At 38.5% G+C, this 19,665-nt stretch carries 11 protein-coding genes and 1 pseudogene; 4 read left to right on the plus strand and 8 right to left on the minus strand.

Annotated elements, in window-relative coordinates:
* Nucleotides 1-66 precede the first annotated feature (66 nt).
* Genes ABD010_RS13225 through ABD010_RS13235 form a run of 3 tightly spaced genes read right to left on the minus strand, consistent with a single transcriptional unit; the run spans nt 67 to nt 6,339 of the window.
* Nucleotides 67-3,054 (minus strand): type I restriction endonuclease subunit R, encoded by a 2,988-nt coding sequence (locus tag ABD010_RS13225; RefSeq protein WP_343813924.1) that lies wholly within the window; start codon nt 3,052-3,054, stop codon nt 67-69.
* Nucleotides 3,044-4,330, minus strand: coding sequence for a restriction endonuclease subunit S (locus tag ABD010_RS13230; protein WP_343813927.1), 1,287 nt, complete (start codon nt 4,328-4,330; stop codon nt 3,044-3,046). The genes ABD010_RS13225 and ABD010_RS13230 overlap by 11 nt, the downstream gene beginning before the upstream one ends.
* Nucleotides 4,327-6,339: a type I restriction-modification system subunit M gene (locus tag ABD010_RS13235; RefSeq protein WP_343813930.1), complete on the minus strand. Its 2,013-nt coding sequence runs from the start codon at nt 6,337-6,339 to the stop codon at nt 4,327-4,329. Before ABD010_RS13235 ends, ABD010_RS13230 begins: the two co-directional genes overlap by 4 nt.
* A gap of 612 nt (nt 6,340-6,951) precedes the next feature.
* On the opposite strand from ABD010_RS13235, the gene ABD010_RS13240 reads away from it, so the two are divergent.
* Together ABD010_RS13240 and ABD010_RS13245 are read left to right on the plus strand one after the other, a co-directional pair.
* Entirely contained in the window at nt 6,952-8,052 is a 1,101-nt protein-coding gene (locus tag ABD010_RS13240; RefSeq protein ID WP_343813933.1) for a hypothetical protein, read from the plus strand.
* A gap of 3 nt (nt 8,053-8,055) precedes the next feature.
* A complete protein-coding gene (locus ABD010_RS13245) occupies nt 8,056-9,282 on the plus strand; it encodes an amidohydrolase family protein (protein ID WP_343813936.1) in 1,227 nt (408 codons plus the stop codon).
* Nucleotides 9,283-9,469: 187 nt separating this feature from the next.
* On the opposite strand, the pseudogene proA reads toward ABD010_RS13245, so the two are convergent.
* A pseudogene (gene proA, locus ABD010_RS13250) lies at nt 9,470-9,726 on the minus strand (glutamate-5-semialdehyde dehydrogenase); the annotation flags it as partial.
* A 360-nt stretch (nt 9,727-10,086) separates the two neighbouring features.
* Here proA and ABD010_RS13255 point away from each other — a divergent pair.
* Nucleotides 10,087-10,770: a GntR family transcriptional regulator gene (locus tag ABD010_RS13255; RefSeq protein WP_343813939.1), complete on the plus strand. Its 684-nt coding sequence runs from the start codon at nt 10,087-10,089 to the stop codon at nt 10,768-10,770.
* On the opposite strand, the gene ABD010_RS13260 is transcribed toward ABD010_RS13255, so the two are convergent.
* From ABD010_RS13260 to ABD010_RS13275, 4 genes are all read right to left on the minus strand, one after another.
* Nucleotides 10,746-11,936, minus strand: coding sequence for a saccharopine dehydrogenase family protein (locus tag ABD010_RS13260; RefSeq protein ID WP_343813942.1), 1,191 nt, complete (start codon nt 11,934-11,936; stop codon nt 10,746-10,748). The genes ABD010_RS13255 and ABD010_RS13260 overlap by 25 nt on opposite strands.
* Nucleotides 11,937-11,952: 16 nt before the next feature.
* On the minus strand, nt 11,953-13,362 hold the full coding sequence (locus ABD010_RS13265) for a Na+/H+ antiporter NhaC family protein (RefSeq protein WP_343813945.1): 1,410 nt from the start codon (nt 13,360-13,362) through the stop codon (nt 11,953-11,955).
* 291 nt (nt 13,363-13,653) lie between these two features.
* Complete coding sequence (locus ABD010_RS13270; RefSeq protein ID WP_343813948.1) at nt 13,654-17,889, minus strand: GH92 family glycosyl hydrolase; 4,236 nt, start codon at nt 17,887-17,889, stop codon at nt 13,654-13,656.
* Between the two features lie 111 nt (nt 17,890-18,000).
* A complete protein-coding gene (locus tag ABD010_RS13275) occupies nt 18,001-19,194 on the minus strand; it encodes an ROK family protein (protein ID WP_343813951.1) in 1,194 nt (397 codons plus the stop codon).
* A gap of 77 nt (nt 19,195-19,271) precedes the next feature.
* On the opposite strand from ABD010_RS13275, the gene ABD010_RS13280 reads away from it, so the two are divergent.
* The gene (locus ABD010_RS13280; RefSeq protein ID WP_343813954.1) at nt 19,272-19,649 is read left to right on the plus strand and encodes a DUF4188 domain-containing protein; all 378 of its coding nucleotides are present in this window, start codon (nt 19,272-19,274) and stop codon (nt 19,647-19,649) included.
* Nucleotides 19,650-19,665 lie beyond the last annotated feature (16 nt).

The raw sequence follows: 19,665 nt of genomic DNA on the forward strand, positions 1-19,665 counted from the left end.
TAAAAGTCTGTTTCTTCAAAACCACACCATATTCGATGCCACTGAAGAGTGAGTGGAGGTCCTTCTTCACTGTTCCCTTAACCGCCAATAAACCTCTTCCTTCATCTCATTCATCAAAAATGCACGCTGCTCCTCATTCTCCATCATCTTCTGGAAGAAGTTCCTATCTGTCATTCGATCAATCAGGAAGTCCATAAAACGATCCTCAAACGTAAATGCAAAGTTATCCATTGAATTATTTTTTGCCCTTTCTTGTAAGTCTTCATCCTGCACCATGTCTTCCACTAATTGATCTCGGGATAGTTTATCTTGTGGGTCAAATTCTGTACCAAATCGTTCATTCATCCGTTCAATTATAGATGACAACTTCTCTTTTTCTTCCTCAGGGTTGCTGGCACTACCACCGTGTTGTTGCCCGTCTAAGTTCACTTGCCCTTGTTGTTCTAATCCAATGCTTCCTTCGAATACTTTTTCATTCCGGTAATATTCTAGGGCAACATCATCTGCTAAATATAAACGTTCATTCGGCTTTTTAGGTAATTTCCTTAACATGTAGTTCAAATACACATACAGTTTATGCAGCACCACATCTGTGAATGGACCTATTTGCAGCACAAATGCATATGTTCGAATGAATTTTGTTGCAAGACTTTTAAATTGATCTTGCTCTTCTTCTTCTAATTCATTCTTGAATCGATCAACAGCTTGATCAATGATTGGATTTAATCTAGCTTGTGCTTGTTTATTTTTTAACTTCCCGTTAAATTCTAGATTGCTTACTGCGTTGATTTCAGACTCTGTATATACTTGCATTGTCCCAAGTTCATATTCTAAATCGTATAAAATGTTTGGGTCTGTTACATCATTTAATCCTGTTACTTCATAATAATCTTGAAAAGCATTTTGAATTGTTTCGGGCTCATTGACAAAATCAAGTACAAAGGTATCTCCTTTTCCTCTGCATGTCCTGTTTAGGCGTGATAATGTTTGCACTGCTTTAATCCCGCTTAAAGGCTTGTCCACATACATCGTGTGTAACAATGGTTCATCAAAACCTGTTTGGTATTTTTCAGCAACAATTAACACTTGATATTCATCTGTTGAAAATTTATCGGGAAGTTCCGCTTCATTTATTACGTTCATTTCGGCTTCCGTATATGGAACACCATCATCATCAACCGTACCAGAGAATGCGACAAGTGTTTTTAAATCATCATAGTTTTGTTTTTTAATATAATCATCAAACGCCCGTTTATAACGAACAGCATGTAATCGACTGCGTGTAACCAACATTGCTTTTGCTTTTCCATCAATCTTGTGTTGTGTCACCTGCCTATAGTGCTCAACGATAATTGCTGTTTTTTGTGCAATACTATGCGGGTGTAAAGAAACAAAACGGGCAATTTCCTTTGCAGCCTTTCGTTTTGCAACTTCCGGGTCTTCATGAATACTCTTTTCTACTTTATAAAACGTTTCATAAGTAACGTAATTCTGCAATACATCCAAAATGAAACCTTCTTCAATGGCTTGTCTCATCGAATAGACATGAAAAGGCTCAGGTATACCATCTGCATTAGGTGTGCCAAACTTTTCGATTGTTTTTGGCTTTGGTGTCGCGGTAAAAGCGAAGAACGAGATATTATTTTGTTTTCCGCTTTTTTCAATCGTTTCAACAATCTTTTCTTCCGTATCGTTCAATTCTTCTTCCATCACCTTGTCAGCCTCATACGCATCCTCTAGTGATTTATCAGATAAAATACTAGTCATCGCTGTAGAAGCTTTTCCGCCTTGCGAACTGTGTGCTTCATCAATAATAATCCCATATTTTCCGCGGGCAAACTCGCCAACTTTTTCAATAATAAAAGGAAACTTCTGCAGGGTTGTAATGATGATTCGCGTTTTATTTTGGATAGCCTCTGCTAGTTGATTGGAATCTTCATCAATTTTCTGGACAACACCCGCTTCATGTTCCAATTGATAAATTGCATCCTGAAGTTGTTTATCCAGCACTCGGCGATCTGTGATGACAATGATACTATCAAATATTGCCTCATTGTTCTCATCATGTACTTTTGCCAAACGATGGGAAAGCCAGGAAATACTATTCGTCTTTCCACTACCAGCGGAATGTTGCACAAGATAGTTGTTTCCAACATAGTTCTCTTGCACATCTTGTTCGACTTTACGTACGACATCTAACTGATGATAACGTGGAAAAATAACTATTTTCTTTTCATCTATCACTTTTCCTGTCGCATCTTTCACATCTTTTTTCTCGATATAGACAAAACGGAACAAGATATCCAGCAAACTGTCTCTTTGTAAAACAGAGTTCCAAAGGTAGGACGTACGGTAATTATTATAAATAACAGGGTTCCCTTTCCCGCCTTGATTGCCACGGTTAAATGGCAAAAAGAATGTCTGTTCTTTATTGAGCATGGTTGTCATCCACACTTCATCGGTATCGACAGCAAAATAAACAGCAACTCGTTTTTTAGGCTGAAACAGAAGTTCCTTAGGATCACGATCTTTTTGAAATTGAAGTTTGGCATGTTCCACTGTTTGACCCGTGAACTGATTCTTTAATTCCATAATAACGACAGGCAGCCCATTTATAAAAAGCACAGTATCCAAACTGTTGTTATGCGTACTGCTGTAATAAACTTGTCGGCTCACCGTAAAAATATTGCTTTCATAGTTTTCGATAAGCATTTTATTTAACTTACTTGGCGGCTTATTGTAAACAAGTCGGAGTGAAACACCGCGGTCCTTGATTCCATGCCGAATACAGTCAATCACACCACGACGATTTAGCTCCTGTTCTAAGCGATGTAAAAAACGTTTTTCAAATTTGGCTCCATAAATTGTTTTTAATCGTTCCATTTTTTTCGACTGTGTTTTCTGCAGAAATTCAAAAAGCATTTCCACGTCAATCGCGTGTTCTTGAAAAGCTTTCAATGCTTCTCCTTCCAATCGACGTTGTCTGTAACCAGACTCGAGTAAGCTTCTTTCAATGTTCGCTTCTAAACCTTCTTCTGTGTAATCAATTGCCATATGTTACACCTCTTTCCGCTACTAAAGAATCCGTTTCTTGTTTATAATCTCGTAAATCTATCTTGCCTGTGACCGCTTCGTAGATTAAGGATTCACGGTATTCTTTTAGTTGATGAATTGACTTTTTTAACGCCTTTATAGAGTTAAATATGCCGTTTGAAAAACTGTTTAGCTTTTCAATTATTACCTTTTGTTCTCTTATCGGAATCAATGGCACATAGACATTACTCATAAATTCCCATGAAGCTCTAGGCATCTTTGCACCATAAGTAGATGAGTTTACATATTCAATGAAATCATTAGATAATAATAATTTTGATAAAAGACTAGACAATATCAAGGAATTATCGGAAGCTAACACTAAAAATTCGGACGAGCAGCAACCATGGAAGTCTACCCTTGTTGCTTTTTTAAGATATGGACGTAACTTACCAAAAAGAACATCGCCTTCATCAAAAAGTAAAGATTCACTTTCCACTTCATTGCTACTTATTTTACTTAATATAGTTTCATTATTACTTTCTATATTTTCCAAACCAACATAAGGTAATTCTAACTCTTTTTTCTTTTTATGTGTTTTATTATTCACAAGAAACTTTAGTCTAATTACTTCCCAATACTCCGGTATTTCCCCAATCCATTCAATACCGGAATCCTTCATTTTGACATTTGGATCAAATCCTTTTGTGACCGTTTCTGTAATCACAGCTTGACGTTTTTCCTCCAGCAAAGAAATAAGTTTTTCTTTATCCGCAATAAGTGCATCGATTTCGGAGGTTTTTTTGTCCAAATAGTTACTAATAGATACTTGTTCTGGTAGTGAGGGTAGCTTTAATTCAATATTTTTTAATGATTCGTTTGATAGTTCAAGGAAAGTAGTTCCTCTACCTAACTGATTTAAATACTCTTTGTTTATACTTAAATAGTAGTAAAAGTAACGAATATCTATGTCATTATTTCTTTCTAAACTCTTACATCCTTGATTTGTTGCAAAAGGGGAAGTCACAATTTTTATGTTTCCAATTGGTGCTCTAGTTGATAAAACTATACTTCCTCGTTTCACTAAATTTGCTGATGAATTATTCAATCCCTCGTAACTAATTTTTCTCTTTGAAGTATTTATTTTTGAATGACCTGAACTTAGATCTTCAGGTGTAATCCATACTATTTCCCCTGGTTCCCAGTAACTGGGTTCGCTACTTTTAGGTGTCCCCCCATTCTTTATATTTAAAATACGTTTGATTTTTTTCTTTGGCCATATTTCTTGTGATATCATTCCATCACCTTCTTCAACTTCTCAACAATACTTTTTTCCAGTTCTTCAATCTCTGCCTTAATTTCACTTGACGGACGTAGTTTTGTATATTTATAAAAATAACGTGTAAAAGGAATCTCATAACCAATACGTGTCTTATCTTCACCAATCCATGCCTCCGGCACGTGTGGTAAAACTTCACGTTCAAAGTAGTCCTCGATATTTTCCGAGAGTGGAATAATTTCTGTATCCCTTAATTCCGAATCTGCTTCCACTTTGTTTTTGCTCTTCATACAAGGTTCCGCTGTTTCATCACGTTCAGATAAAGCCGTCCAAATTGCTTTTATCAGCGGTGCGCGTAAATTAACATCCGTGTCTTTAAATGCTTCTTTGATTAAATCAATAAAAGCTTCTCGGTTTGCATACGCGAAATCACTTTGCATATCCATTAAAACACGCTTAATTGTTTCTTGCTGTTCTTTGCCATGTGCTATTTCTACTTCCTTTGCTTCGCCTTTTTTCCGGGACTTGGCCAAGTTTTGAAATGCCCGTTCATCGTCTAACCGATTTATTCGTTCCTCTGTTATTTGGAAGTTTAGGCGAAGCGGCCTTTCCACTGTGACGCGATAATATCCAAACTCCTCATTATCAAAAATTTTCACGTTCTCATCATCGGAAGTTTGACCATACAACTGTACAATCGCATTGATTTGTTCTTCTGTGATTTCATTCCGCTTATTCCCCAGGCTCTTCCGCATTTTTGAAAAATAATCAACTGCATTCACGAGCCTCACTTTGCCACGACGATAGGTTGCTTTATGATTCGTTAAAATCCATATATATGTTGAAATACCTGTGTTATAAAACAGTTCATCTGGCAGTGCAATAATCCCTTCTACAAGGTCATTTTCAAATAAATATTTACGAATCTCACTTTCACCACTTCCGGCATCTCCTGTAAATAGAGGAGAACCATTCATAATAATAGCTACACGTGAACCATTTGGATTGTCTTCTGTAACAGGTTTCATTTTCGAGACAAGATGCTGCAAGAATAATAGCTGTCCATCCCCGATTCGGGGCAATCCGGCACCAAAGCGGCCGCTAAACCCAAAGTCTTCATGTTCTGCTTCCACCACATTTTTTGCTGGTTTCCATTCGACTCCATATGGCGGATTCGTAATCATATAGTCAAACTTAGCATCTTTAAATTGGTCATTTGACAATGTATTTCCCAATTTAATATTGCGAGCATCATGCCCTTTAATAAGCATGTCTGCTTTTGATATCGCATACGACTCCCCGTTGATTTCCTGTGCAAAAAACTCCAAATGTGCGGATGGGTTTTGCTCTTTAATATATTCTTCAGCTACCGTACCCATGCCACCCGTACCAGCACAACTGTCATAAAGTGTTTGCGTGACACTTGGTGTATTTAGGATAGGGTCATCTTCAAAGAACAACAAATGTACCATCAAACGAATCACTTCACGCGGTGTATAATGGTCACCCGCCTCTGCATGTTCAGAGAAACGTCGAATAAGCTCTTCGAAAATGTATCCCATTTCCATATTCGAAACGACAGATGGGTGCAAGTCAATTTCCGAGAAGCGTTTTATAACAAGATATAGCAGGTTATTATCATCCATTTTGTCTATCTCATTGTCGAAATTGAATTGATTTAAAATTTCACGTGCTGAGCTCGAGAAGCCTTGAATATAATCCCGCAGGTTATCCGCAATATTGTCTGGATCGGTTAATAACTTTTCCAGATCAAATTGACTCGTATTATTAAAGCCTTGTTTAGCTTTACGATTTAATATTTCATCCTTTGTGGACTCTGGTAATGATTGATATTTTTCATTCTCTTTTAAAACAATTTCTTTTGTATCTGCCAAGACTGCATCAAATCGTCTTAATACGGCCATTGGCAAAATAACATCCCCATAATTTTCTGGACGGTATGGACCTCTTAATATATCAGCAATCGACCATATAAAACTTACTTTATCTTGAAAATTTGCAACCATTAGCTTATCCCCTTTTCGTCAAATTCTAGCTCTTTTTTAATTGAATAAATCGTACTTCTTACAATATTAGTTTTTCGACGAATATCCATCACACTTATCCCCGACAATAGATTTTTCACAATCTCATCATAAGTGATTTTATCTTTTCCCGTTGCATCTGCATGATACTTTTTATTTTCCTAAATCAACTGTTACTCAAACTTCTCCAAAATGCATTTTATTTCGCATTTCCTTATAAACTAAACACCCACTAAAATCCTTTCAAATCGGGTACTTGCCCAGCAAGATTTTTGTCTTCCAGAATTTATCCTTGCACAATCAATAATCATTCAAAAAGATCTCGGTATACAAACACATTATCATACCACCTTAATCATACATTTGAAACCTATTCAAATCAATGTTTGTTGCGTGGCTTAGGGATACTCAATTTGAAAATCGCCTCGAAATACATTATTAGAATCACGGGACAATTCTCATGCTTCCTAGACAGAAATACAAAACAAAAAAATCATCGGCGTCAATCACATCCAACCCCACATAGCCATACACACATTCCCCCCATGAACATAGCCTATACCAAAACGTCTAAACGTATAGGAGGTATGCTCCATGGCTGATGAAGAAAAAAGTGATTCAGAAGTTCCTCAGAATCGATCGAAGTGGCATCTTTATGAAATAATTGGTGTTTCCATTGTTATCATCTCACTTGTCCTGCTTTTCTTTGCGCCTGACTCACTTTCTAAGCTTTTTGATACCATTATCAAAGAGGTAAAACCAGTTGTTGTGGACACTTTTTTAACGAGTGAAGTTGGGATTGCTGTCATTGTCAGTGTTATTGTGGGACGTGTATTAGAGCGCCTTGGCTTTACGGATGGGTTAATCCGGCTTATTGTTCCGATTTTGCAGTTGTTCAAGGTAAATCCGGCCGTTGTTATTCCAAGTGCTTATAATATTCTTGGCGATATCAACGCAGCTGGTAAAATTGCGGGTCCTATCCTTGTGAAAGCAAAGGCCACGAAAGCCGAACAAAAGATAGCGGTGGCAACTATGATTCAATCACCGCAATCATTCGCAACTTTTGTATTAGGACTCATTGCTTTATCCGTTTTTGGGATAAATGCGTTTCCACTCATTATTTTATCCATTTTTGCACCTTTAATTGTTGTACCTTTCCTATTATCAAAAACCATTTACCGCGATACGAAAAAAGTTACCCTTAATGAATTACCAAGGTTTACACCAAAAACGACATTTTTAAATACCATCTTTTCCTCTGCCAAAGAAGGAACAAGTTTACTGTTGTTAGTGATTATCCCAGCTGTCACTGTCGTATTTATTTTAATCGGAATTCTGAAATTCTCTGGGGTTTGGGCTCCAATTGAAGGAAGCATGGCAAGCCTTTTTACCATCCTTAGCATTGAACCCGACACAGGAATTGTCTCATTTCTGGTTGCGCCAACATTAGCGGTAGCACAAATGGCTGAATTGGCAGCTACGATTGACCCGGCATTAATTGTCGGCGGCTTTGTCCTGGCAAACTCCGGCCTGCCAATCTACGTCATTGTTGGCCAAACACCTGCCATCTGGGCGGAAGCATCTGACTTGCATGAAAAAGAAGTCATTTACGCTGCATTGGTCGGAATGATCATCCGAATTGCGACTGCATGTTTACTTGGGTATTTCCTAACTCCTTTCTTGGTGGGGGCTTAATTCATGGATAATGTTTATGTCATTCGTGCGGGTAAATTAGTAACCGTAAGCAGTCTAGGCACCATTTATGATGGGGCAATGGTGGTTAGAGATGGAATGATTGAGGCGGTTGGAGATTGGGACACACTCCATCAACAATTCCCTTCCCTTCGTGTCATGGATTATTCCGATTTGGTGGTCACACCGTCTTTGGTCGATTGTCATACACATCTTTTGGAATTCGCGCCGGGTTCTCTTTACACGATTACAGCCGAAACCCATTTTATGGCAGGTAAATCACTACTGTTACACGCCTTAACTTCCGGCATAACCGCACTTGGTGAACAGATATGTGGGCATCCCAAAAGCGTTTTTTCGATTAACGATTATCGGAATGCTGTGAAAGATTTTCCAATGGATATAACGTTTGCCGCAACGAGTATCTCGATTGGGTTTAGCGAATTAGCTCACTTCACATCGATCACCGGGGCAAAAAGTGTCAGTCAATCGGATTTATCCAATCCACAACTAATAAAGGATATGGCAAGCAGGAATGATTACCCGGGTGAGAATCTATTTGTTAATGCAACACCAGCAAATTTTACAGCAATTGATGTTCCACGGGCAGGAGAAATCATCTACACCCTTGACGAACTGAAAGAAATAGTCGGGATTTTCCACCAACAAGGGAAGGAAATCGGTGTGCATGTTGCCGGTGAAAAAGCAATTGATATGACACTGGATGCAGGTGTCGACGTTCTGCATCATGCACATGGTATTACCGATGAACAGATTGCAAAAGCAAAATCACAAGGCTCAAAAATCGTCGCAACTCCAATGGGCGGAACACATTTAGAACCGAACTCACCAGAAAATATAGTTAAGTTAGTAGAGAATAATATCGATGTCTCCATCGCAACCGACGCCTATTTACCACCTTACCCCGAAGTCGATTGGCTGCCATTTAAAACACAAGCATTACAGGGACCGGATGTTTTCATGCTGATTGCCCAACCCGGAATGAAACTATTACAAAGAAACGGGTATGATGAAAATCAAACACTGGCATTGTTGACCGCAAACCCGGCATCTATTTTAGGAAAAGGGGACCAGTTTGGAAAGTTACAAATAGGCATGGATGCTAACTTTTTAGTAGCGGACGGCATCCCTGGACTAGAAATCACGGATATAGAGAGTATTCAGCGAGTTTATTTTCGTGGGAAGTTTGTTGTTGATCGGATATTTGGATAGGTTGGTTGAAGATAGTCACTTGTCTGAAGTAATTCGGCGTTATAAACAGGAACTACCACATTGACGCTGTCCCATGAAGCACTGGGACGGTTCGACTGCTTCCATTAGGAAATATGAAGCAAAAGCTCCGTCCCTATGCTTACATCCTGTTTCTGATAAAATGAAGAGGACCCGTGTCCTGCTTCACCTACCCACTTCTCCTAACTACATATTTAGTCGATGTCAAAGCTCCCAACCGCATCGGCCGGAGCATGATGCTTCAGTGTACTTATCCCAATATCAGTACCAAATCCAAATTCAAAGCCATCTGTGAAACGGGTTGAAGCGTTGTGATGGACAGCTGCTGCATCAACTTCTGTGAAAAATTGTTCTACATTTTCTATTGGAATGTTTTGTTCCATATTGATTAATGTGCTGAATTGCGTCTTCAACGTTTTCGACCACCGTCCGAATCAATCTTCCGCTGCCGCATGGGATTAAAACATCAAGATATTTATTCAACTGGAACATTTCGGATGTCGTTTCCCGCCTTATGTTTTTCAACAGTTGATTCAAGCGCATACTGGTTGACGTTGACAATGACCTCCAATTTTAATTTTCTTCCGCCGTTACCCACCAAAGTAACAGTTCCGGAGCACGGTTTATTTGTTCTAATTGGGGTGAATCACTTTTATACCATGTTTAAATATCCTATCCATATTTCTGCCTATCAAATGATATAAGTATCTCTATATGATTTCTTTCCCAATTCTTATATAATAGATATATAATATTAAGAAAATACATTAAATTAGGTGTGTCATTATGAAAAAACAACAATCCATGATTGATTATGTTTACGAATCATTAAAATCTGCTATTTATGAACAAAAACTGGTGCCAGGACAAAAACTGGTGGAGAATGATATTTCAAATTCACTTTCAATCAGTCGAACTCCAATTCGTCATGCATTTTCACGGCTGAAGGAGGAAGGATTTCTTACTATACTACCTAATAGGGGAGCCATGGTGATAAATCCCTCAGTCGATGAGATTGCCGATGCTTTTATTCATCGTAAACAGCTTGAATTATTGGCATCGGAAAAAATAATGGAAGCCATTTCCGCTGATGATATTACCCGATTGAAGGAACTTATCCAGTTGGAAAAAGAAACGCATACACAAAAAAATCTTGTGAACTATATTAAAGTGAACAAGGAATTTCACTATTTATTAATAAACAGTTGTAATAATAGATTTTTAATAAACCATGCGAAAAAAATGATTGATCAAACACATATTTATCTTGCTTTATATGATCGTTTTTATTTCATCCCTGAAAAAAAAGACATCCGTGGCCCGAATGAGCACCAGATGTTAATTGAGTATATTGAACAAAATAAAGCGGAGGCATTCTTTTCTTTATTAGCAACACATATTACCTCCGCTATTGATGAATATAAAAACAGGGTTCAACATTTTCATCAAGCAAAGGATTTATTTAATTGACGCTTTGTTTCCTTAATTGTAATGCCACGTTTATTAATCTCGTCAATAAACAACCTATGAGGTATATCTGTAGTTGGTGAAAGCACACCTTTTTTGGTTATAGTTCCATTCGCAACCATTTGAGCCACGATGCTGGCTGTATAACCAACCGTTCGATTCATGGCAAACAACCCTGTATGCGAATCTCTTTTGTCCAGCATCTCATAGATTATTTCCTGGCTCTGGCCATTCTTTTTACCTCTAATAATATTTTTCATTAGTACAAGATCTTTCTCATCCTTTTTATATTGCAGGCGAGGTTCCAGATGTTTTTTCATAAATTCATAAGGTGTAATATGATCTTCTATTCCCTCAACGGGTACTGTTTCCAATAATCCCAATTCTTTTATGTCACGCAAAACCTGAGCGTGCCCGGACCATCGAATAGACCGGCGCTCCATATTAATTACTTCATAATCAATTCCCAACGTTTCCGCAAAACTCATTGCATCACCATTCGGAATTGATTCAAGTCCCTGAATTCCAGATACGGTAATATCGTTTATCCACTCCTTATTATGTTGTTCCTTAGCAGGAATATCAACAATCTCACCATTTTGTTTCATTACAGACGGACGTTTATATGACATCAGGATACTATCTAAATTCCAGGAAATTTTATATTTTAATATGTTATCAGCTGCGTTGGCCTCCGGTACACCACCACAATATGAATACATCTCATGAACTTCATCTAATTGGTTGACACCATAACCACATAGCACCAAATCAATTCCCGGGTCTAAACCGGACTCAGGCACTATGGAAACCCCTTTTTCCTTTGCTTTCTCAAATACTTCATCCGATAACCCATTAGCATATGAACAATTAACCAATGGCACCTCTGTTTTAATGGCTACTTTTGCAATAAAGTCATTAAATTGTTTTGGAAGTAAATCAATCACAATATCAATGTCCTCTGCGAAAAGTATTTCTAATTCTTCCGCTGAGGTAGCATCCACTTCCCTTTTTTCTATTTTCTCCATATTCAAGTGACGACTAAACGAATCTAAGTCTTCAAAAGATACGTCAGCACATATAACTTTCTTTACATCCTCGTTATTACCTAGATCCTGCAATGCTGCCCTGCCTTGTAAACCTGACCCACCTAACACAACAACTTTCATTAGAAAAACCTCCCTCTTAAACTAACAATCCAAGTGCTAAATATATACATAATCCGATAACGCCAACTACCACTGCGTAAGGAATCTGTGTGCGGCAATGATCAATATGGTCAACAGCTGCACCTGTCGAAGCTAGGATTGTTGTATCTGAAAGTGGAGAGCAATGATCGCCAAAGACTCCTCCACCTGCGACTGCAGCAATAGTTGCTAGAACAACCGTATTAACGTCACCCCCTGCAAAACTAAATGCTAAAGGAACTGCAATTGGAATCATGATTCCAAAAGTTCCCCATGATGTCCCTGTAGAGAATGATATCAAGGCTGCAAGCAAAAACGTTATTGCCGGTAATAACCCAGGATTAAGCCACGATTCAGTTACTTGAACCAAATAATTGGCCGTTCCCATTTGTTCACTTAGTTCATTTATCGTATAAGCAAAAACCAGAATCATAACAGCTGGCATTATACCTTTTATCCCATTCATAGCGGTATCCATAATATCTTTCACCGGTATTCCCTGAACCCGCATTACAATGCCTAAAAAAATGGCTGCCGCGAGAAATGCTTCCATTGTTTTTGCAGACCCTAAACCAATATAAGTACCCACTGCAATAACGATAATAAGCAACACAGGCATAAAAAAGTTCCATGTAATGCTTAATAATTTATCCTCGAAATATGGAGCAATATTAGTTAATTCTTTCGAGATTAATGGGTCTGAATTATCTCGTATTAATTTCCCCTCGGTAATTGCTCTTTTTTCTGCCTTTTTCATTGGACCAAAATCTTTGATGATGCCGGATGTAACGAGCCCAACCAATAATACAGAGAACACGGCGTAGAAATTGAACGGAATAGATTTAGTAAAAACGTCCAAGGCGGCAGCTTCATTTTGTATCGGACCCATCCCAATTAATAAACCAGATATAAACACAGCCCACCCAGTAATCGGGACAATGACACTTACCGGTGCAGATGTGGAATCACAAATATAAGCTAACTTTTCACGAGAAATTTTCACCTTATCGGTCACCTTTCTCATCGTGGATCCAACAAATACCGGGCTAAAGTAATCACTAAAGAATACAAACAGTCCCATAAACCAAGTGGACATCCCAATACGCTTCCTTGAGTAATTTTTATTACTAATAATGTCGGTAAAACTTTGAATTGCTCCTGTACGTTGAAAGAAAGCAATTAAAATGCCAATAAAAATTTCCAACAAGAAAATCCACGAAAAGCTTGCATTCCCCAACGCTTCCTTCATTAAATTCGGAAACCCGAGTAATCCTTCCCCCGCCATAAGAACTCCAACAACACAAGCAATTGCCAAGGACAAAATGGTATCCCTAGTCCAAAAAGCAAGTACAATAGCAATTAACGGAGGCAGTATTGACACAAACCCCACTGTCGTAGCGCCGTCCATCTTTTTTCCTCCTCATCAAAGTTTTAGTAAGCGTTTACATTATTATATTTTGTACTACAAAATTATAGTACAATTATTTATTGAAATTATACATTAATTTTGAATATTTTCAACCCCTTTCATTTCTCGCATATTAAAATAACCAGCCTATAATGGAGCCTAACCATCCAGCCAACTGTCAGGTATAACAATACGGTTTTCCAAAAACAAAAGGGTTAAAATACCACCGTATTTCATGAAATGTCGGATGGTATTTTAACCCTTTAACGTTTACCTTTTTACTTTTTAATACTATTTCTCAGTTTGCCGCAAAATTAACTCCATTAAAGAATGAATGTCTGCACTTAGTTGGTCCTCGGCTTCATCGGAGACATGACCTGGGTTCTCTTTGTTTAAGTGTTTCAAGAATCCCCGCAACTTCTTAATAGATTGTGGAAAATGTTCTTTATCATATTGGTCTCCTGCTTGCTGCAATTTTTTTGTCAATTGCTTAGCCCGCGGTCCTGAGATATCTCCACTTTTTATAAATTCATTCAAAACGCTATGCACTTTTTCAAATTGGTTACCCATATCTCCATAACCAAGTAATTCAATTTCGGCAAATGAAGTGGAAGAAGCACCTCCATTTTCGTTAACGCTGAGTCTGTAGTACGTGTACTTACCAGGATTTTCAATTAAAAAAGGTTTTGTAAACTTTCGCCATTTAAAAGATATATCTTCTCTTCTGTCAAGAACCGCCCAATTTTCACCATCATTGGATCCTTGCAATTCCCAACTCCTTGGATCTTGTGTTGGATCCTCTGCTGTTGTTACGGTATACATCTGTGCCCTTTTCCTATGGTGCTTGTACTTAAATTGGATCCAAGGCTGGTCTCCATTTAAGGTCAGGTCTGTCTCTGATGTATTGTCAAATAAATGGGCCGCATTTGATTTATCACTTGTTAAGGTTTTTGCTTTATCCTTTTCAAGTAAGTGATCCGTCAAATCCCTTAACGGAAATGGAAGCAATGATGACCCATCCGTTGAAGCAGGGGTTATGGAAGATGGTAATGCATTTTCACTTGTGCCCCACTCCGATGGTTCCTGTCCCATTTCAAATTCCAACGTTGCTCCTTTTGTCAGCATGTCATGGGAGATTGTCAGCTTGTTATAGGACTTCCCATTTACTTTTAATCCCTGTACATATTTATTTTTATCACTTACATTCGGTGCCTTGATAACAATATCGTTGCCGTTTTCAAGATGAATTGTCATTTTTTCAAAGTATGGTGCACCAATCGCATATTCCGGTTTCCCCATTTGCAATGGATAAAAACCTGCTGCACTGAAGATATACCAGGCTGACATTTCCCCATTATCCTCATCACCCGGATAACCTTGTCCAATTTCACTGCCGATATACAGTCGTGACATCACCTCATGAACTTTCTCCTGCGTTTTCCAAGGTTGTCCGGCATAGTTATACATATAAGCGATGTGGTGCGATGGTTGATTACTGTGACCATACATGCCCATTCTTACATCTCTTGCTTCGCGCATTTCATGGATTAAACCACCATAATGACCTGGATGTGATGCTCTCTCCGGAGTGGAGAAAAATGTATCCAGTTTATCCGCCAATTTATTTCGCCCGCCATATAAATTTGCTAATCCTTGTCCATCCTGGGGAACATGGAAGGCCATATTCCAGGCATTCGTTTCCGTATAGTCGCCTCCCCATTCACGCGGGTCGAATTTCTGTGGAGTAGTCCGCCATTCTCCCGATGGTTTCTTACCCATAAAGAAGTCCACTTTTGGATTAAACATTTCTACGTAATTTTGTGCACGGTTCATGTAATATTTATAGTCAGTCCTGTATTGTTCATAATCAGGATCACCTTTATCTGCTTGTCCGGAGAGTGCCTTTGCCATATTGGCTATCGCAAAATCATTAATATAACCATCCAATGCCCATGACATGCCTTCACCTGTTTGGGTATTTGTAAAGCGGTCAAAAATTGAAGTTTCAAGCCCTTTCCTTCCGACAGCTTCATTTTTGCTCACAACTGCTGCATTTTTCAATGCAGATTCATAAAAAGCTAACACGTCAAAATTGGTTACGCCTTTCAAATAAGCATCGGCAAATGCAACGTCGGAGCTAGTTCCAACCATAAGATTCGCATATCCTGGTGATGACCACCTGGAAATCCAACCGCCATCTTTATACTGTTGCACAAATCCATCAATCATTTTACCCGCCTGTGTTGGTGTCAACAGTGAATAAGCCGGCCATGTCGTTCTGTAAGTATCCCAAAAACCATTATTTACATAAGGTTTTCCTTTTACAATTTTTGCCCCGGTTTCGGTCGGAGTCGGCTCACCTGCATGTTCCGAAAACGGACTGGCATATTTGTACACCGGCTTCTCTACTGTTCCGGTATTTTCATAGGACTTATTCGGGTACAGGAAGAGACGGTACATATTGGAATGTAGTGTAACAAGCTCTTGCTCACTTGCCCCTTCAACCTCAATGATACCCAATTTTTCATTCCACTTCTCTTTTGCATCTGCTTTTAACGATTCAAATGTATCTTCCGGGCTGATTTCCTGTTTCAGATTTTTCTTGGCCTGTTCAACGCTAATCAGTGAAGTTGCGATTTTCATGGTTACCGTTTTATCTTCTTCTGTTGTATTAAATCCAATATAACCGGAAACATTATCTCTATTCTCGCCTGTTAATTTCCCGCTTTCCGATATCTTTTGGTCAAAAGTGGCATAAATAAAAATTCGAGATGCCCCTGCCGAAAGACCACTTTTAACATCGGAATATCCGGTAATAGCCTGCTTATCTGGTTTTAGCGACAGACCCCCATTATTATTAACATTATCAAAGATGAGATTCGAGTTACCATCATTAAAGGTAAATCGGAACATTGCAGCATGGTTTGTTGGAGTGATTTCCGTTTTGATCCCATTTTCAAATGTTACCGAGTAGTAATGTGGTTTTGCCGTTTCATTTTTATGTGTAAAGGCTAATGCTCTTTCGTCCCGATTTGCACTCGGCTGTTCAGCAGACGACGGCATTACCTGAAACGTCTGTCTATCTCCCATCCATGGACTCGTTTCATGACTGAGTGAAAATGCTTCGATTTCCGGAAGATTCTTCTCATTATTCGCCTGTTGATAGCTGTATAACCAACTTGTTGAACCTGCATCGGTCGCCGGAGTCCAAAAATTAAATCCATGGGGAACAGCTATCGCTGGAAAGTTATTACCTCTTGAAAACGTGCCATTGGAATTGGTTCCCCTTAATATATTCACATAATCAACAGGACTTGAGTAACTTTCTGTCTTGGGATTGCCGTCAATTTTGATGTCATCAATACTACCTTGAAAAATACCAGGCCCTTCAGGATTATCATAAGCAACTAGTATTCTTTCAATCGTTTTGCCAGCAGCAACTTTTCCTATATCAGCGACTTTATAATTCCATTGATTTGGATATAATGTCTCTGATTTCCCCTGTGCCTGAGGATTCATTTTAATGCCGTGTTGATCTTTCGCACCAAGCTCACTAAGATAAGTTCCATCAGCAAATGCCAAGTCGACAGAAACAAAGGTGCTGGAATAATCCATATTCTCTTCCCCCATCAATTGCGGATGGATGAAATAGGATAGCTCGGTTTCCGGCGTAATTTCAATATCTACATCAAAAACTTTGTTATACGAATAGGCTCTTCCCTCCTTTAAATGCGTGCCCGCATAATGGAAAGCCTTCATTCCAGTCCAGCCAGCATTTGTTTTTCCTGTGTAACTGCTATCGGGACCATCTCCTGTATGTGTTTTCATATCAGATGGTGGTGGCGGCGGTACATCGATTCCATTTGATAAATTAATCTCAGCCAACTGTGTTAAGTCATCACCGGCATTTGCGTTTATTTTAATGCGGTAATATTTATAAGCGGTATCATTTTCAAATTCATAGATTTTTCGCTGATAACGTTCCGTGAAGTTTTCACCGCTTCTTTCATCCAGCTTTGACCAGTCATCACCATTATTTGACCCATAGACTGTCCAATTTTTGGGATCACGTCCAGGTGCATCATTGCCGGAAGTGAAGGCGTATTTTATGACAGTTTCAGGTTCAGATAACTTCATTTCAATCCATGCTGTTGATTCAAAGGCAAGCCATTTTGTCTGGTCATCGCCATCAATTAACTTCGAAGCAATTTCACTTGGAGGATTTTCGGCGCTCACCGTAATTTCTTCAACCAACTTTGTTATGTCCCCCTGGATACCATCATAAGGAATATTCCCATCTATTCCTGATTCCTTTTTAGTACCATCTGATGTCGTTTCAACAGTATTTTCCCAATCCGGTTGTGGATCATTTTTTTCAAATGAAGTAAAAAAATCAGTTTCCTGTGTATTATCGGAGTCATCCGTTTTGGCTGATGCTTTCTGAGGTGTCGGCATCTTAATGATTCCTACCGTTAAAACAAGGCATAGAAAAATGGAAAAGTGTTTCATAAACCTTTTTTTCTTCAAGCTATGCAACCTCCCGAATTTTAATTATCTTAACTTCACTAAAAAACCAACGCGTTATCTAAAACGATCCATCAATCATGAAAACGGCCACCTCCTTCAATACCTGTTAAGCTAGTAAAAGGTACGATGAATCACAAGTGCAGCAGCACCCAATACCACACCATTCTGTAAATCAGACTGAAAAACCTTTGTATTTCTTCCTCGTATACCAGTCACCCTTGTTTGTAAAATCTCTTCAGTTTTTTTTATAATTATTGGGTGCGATGATCCTATTTTGCCCCCTATAATAACTGTTTCAGGTGCATATAAATTAATTAAATTAGCTATACCAACACCAAGGTATAAACCTATCTCTTCTAAAATCTGAGAAGCTATAGTCGAACCTTTTTTAGAAGCAGATAAAATATCTTCAAAAGTAATGAGGTTGGTATTTTGGTGAAACATGGAATGCTCGGCTTTTGTTGACAATTTTAAACGCTTCTTAAATCTATTAAGAATTGCGGATAAAGAAATAAATGTTTCCAAACATCCATAGTTACCACACGTACATTTCTCCCCAAATACATCAATGGTTGAATGTCCAAGCTCACCTGCTTCGCCATTTATTCCACGATAAATATCATTGTGAATAATTAAACCCGAACCTACCCCTACGTCTGCCATGATATAAGCAAAGTTTTCAATCTCCATGCCATTTCCAAACCACTTTTCAGCGAGCGCAGCGACATTTGCATCATTATCAATCGTTACTGGAAAAGATAATTTGTTTTCTAAAATGTCTTTTAAAGCAACATCGTGCTCCCCATAAAAGTTTGGTGGAGATAGACGGCCATCTCCTGTTTCATTCAGTGGCCCCGGCATCCCAACTCCAACACCTAAAATATAGGAAGCCTCAACCTCTGTCTTATACAAGATACTATTTATACTATCTTCTACCAATTGAACGATGTCTTTAATAGTATATTGTTGCGTTGTTTCTTTCATCACGAATGAAAGTAAGTTACCTTCCAAATCTGTTAATGCAACTTTTATATCTGATCTCCCCAATTCAACTCCAATAGCATACGAACAATTCTTATTAAATTCCAATAGGATCGGGCGTCTGCCACCGGAAGAGGTCCCTAGCCCTTTCTCCTTCAAAATTTTAGCCTTTACTAATTTCTCAATAATTCTAGTCATTGTTGGCTGCGAAATATTCATTTGTACAGATAAATCTGCTCTCGAAATTGGTCCCTTTTCACGTACATATTTAATAACGCTTCTTGTATTTTTAGAATAACGATTTATTATATTTCTTTTTATCACTTTTCATTCGCCTTTCTATTTTAAAGCGCTTTCATACCTTTCTGTAAATTATATAGGACAAGCAACATAATTTCAATATGAAATTAACTAAAGATAACGGTTTTAATAGAGTCTGTGGTTATTATGAAAATAAGGAGGAGCTTGGATTTCTGTCAATGGAAAATTACTTCGGGCTTCGCACAATGGTTATGATCACCTACTGGCGGTCGGAAGAGGATCTGCTTGCCTATTCAAAAGGGCAAAAACATTTGAAGGCGTGGAAAAACTTCAACCGTAAAATTGGGAATACCGATGCGGTTGGTATTTATCATGAAACGTATGTCGTGCCAGCGGGGAAGTATGAAGCGATTTATGGGAACATGCCTGTTTATGGATTGGCTAAAACTGCGAAACATATGCCGGTGACTGCTGAGATTAGGACTGCTAAGAAGCGGTTGGGAACGGGGTTGGAGTAATTACATTGTTAGATTG

The organism is Virgibacillus siamensis, from assembly GCF_039522605.1.
In the GTDB taxonomy this organism is placed as follows: domain Bacteria; phylum Bacillota; class Bacilli; order Bacillales; family Amphibacillaceae; genus Lentibacillus; species Lentibacillus siamensis.

Coding starts and splice junctions, on each gene's coding strand:
- ABD010_RS13255 (WP_343813939.1), top strand. CDS start 10,087: ATGAAAAAACAACAATCCATGATTGATTATGTTTACGAATCATTAAAA.
- ABD010_RS13245 (WP_343813936.1), top strand. CDS start 8,056: ATGGATAATGTTTATGTCATTCGTGCGGGTAAATTAGTAACCGTAAGC.
- ABD010_RS13260 (WP_343813942.1), bottom strand. CDS start 11,936: ATGAAAGTTGTTGTGTTAGGTGGGTCAGGTTTACAAGGCAGGGCAGCA.
- ABD010_RS13230 (WP_343813927.1), bottom strand. CDS start 4,330: ATGATATCACAAGAAATATGGCCAAAGAAAAAAATCAAACGTATTTTA.
- ABD010_RS13240 (WP_343813933.1), top strand. CDS start 6,952: ATGGCTGATGAAGAAAAAAGTGATTCAGAAGTTCCTCAGAATCGATCG.
- ABD010_RS13235 (WP_343813930.1), bottom strand. CDS start 6,339: ATGGTTGCAAATTTTCAAGATAAAGTAAGTTTTATATGGTCGATTGCT.
- ABD010_RS13265 (WP_343813945.1), bottom strand. CDS start 13,362: ATGGACGGCGCTACGACAGTGGGGTTTGTGTCAATACTGCCTCCGTTA.
- ABD010_RS13280 (WP_343813954.1), top strand. CDS start 19,272: ATGAAATTAACTAAAGATAACGGTTTTAATAGAGTCTGTGGTTATTAT.
- ABD010_RS13225 (WP_343813924.1), bottom strand. CDS start 3,054: ATGGCAATTGATTACACAGAAGAAGGTTTAGAAGCGAACATTGAAAGA.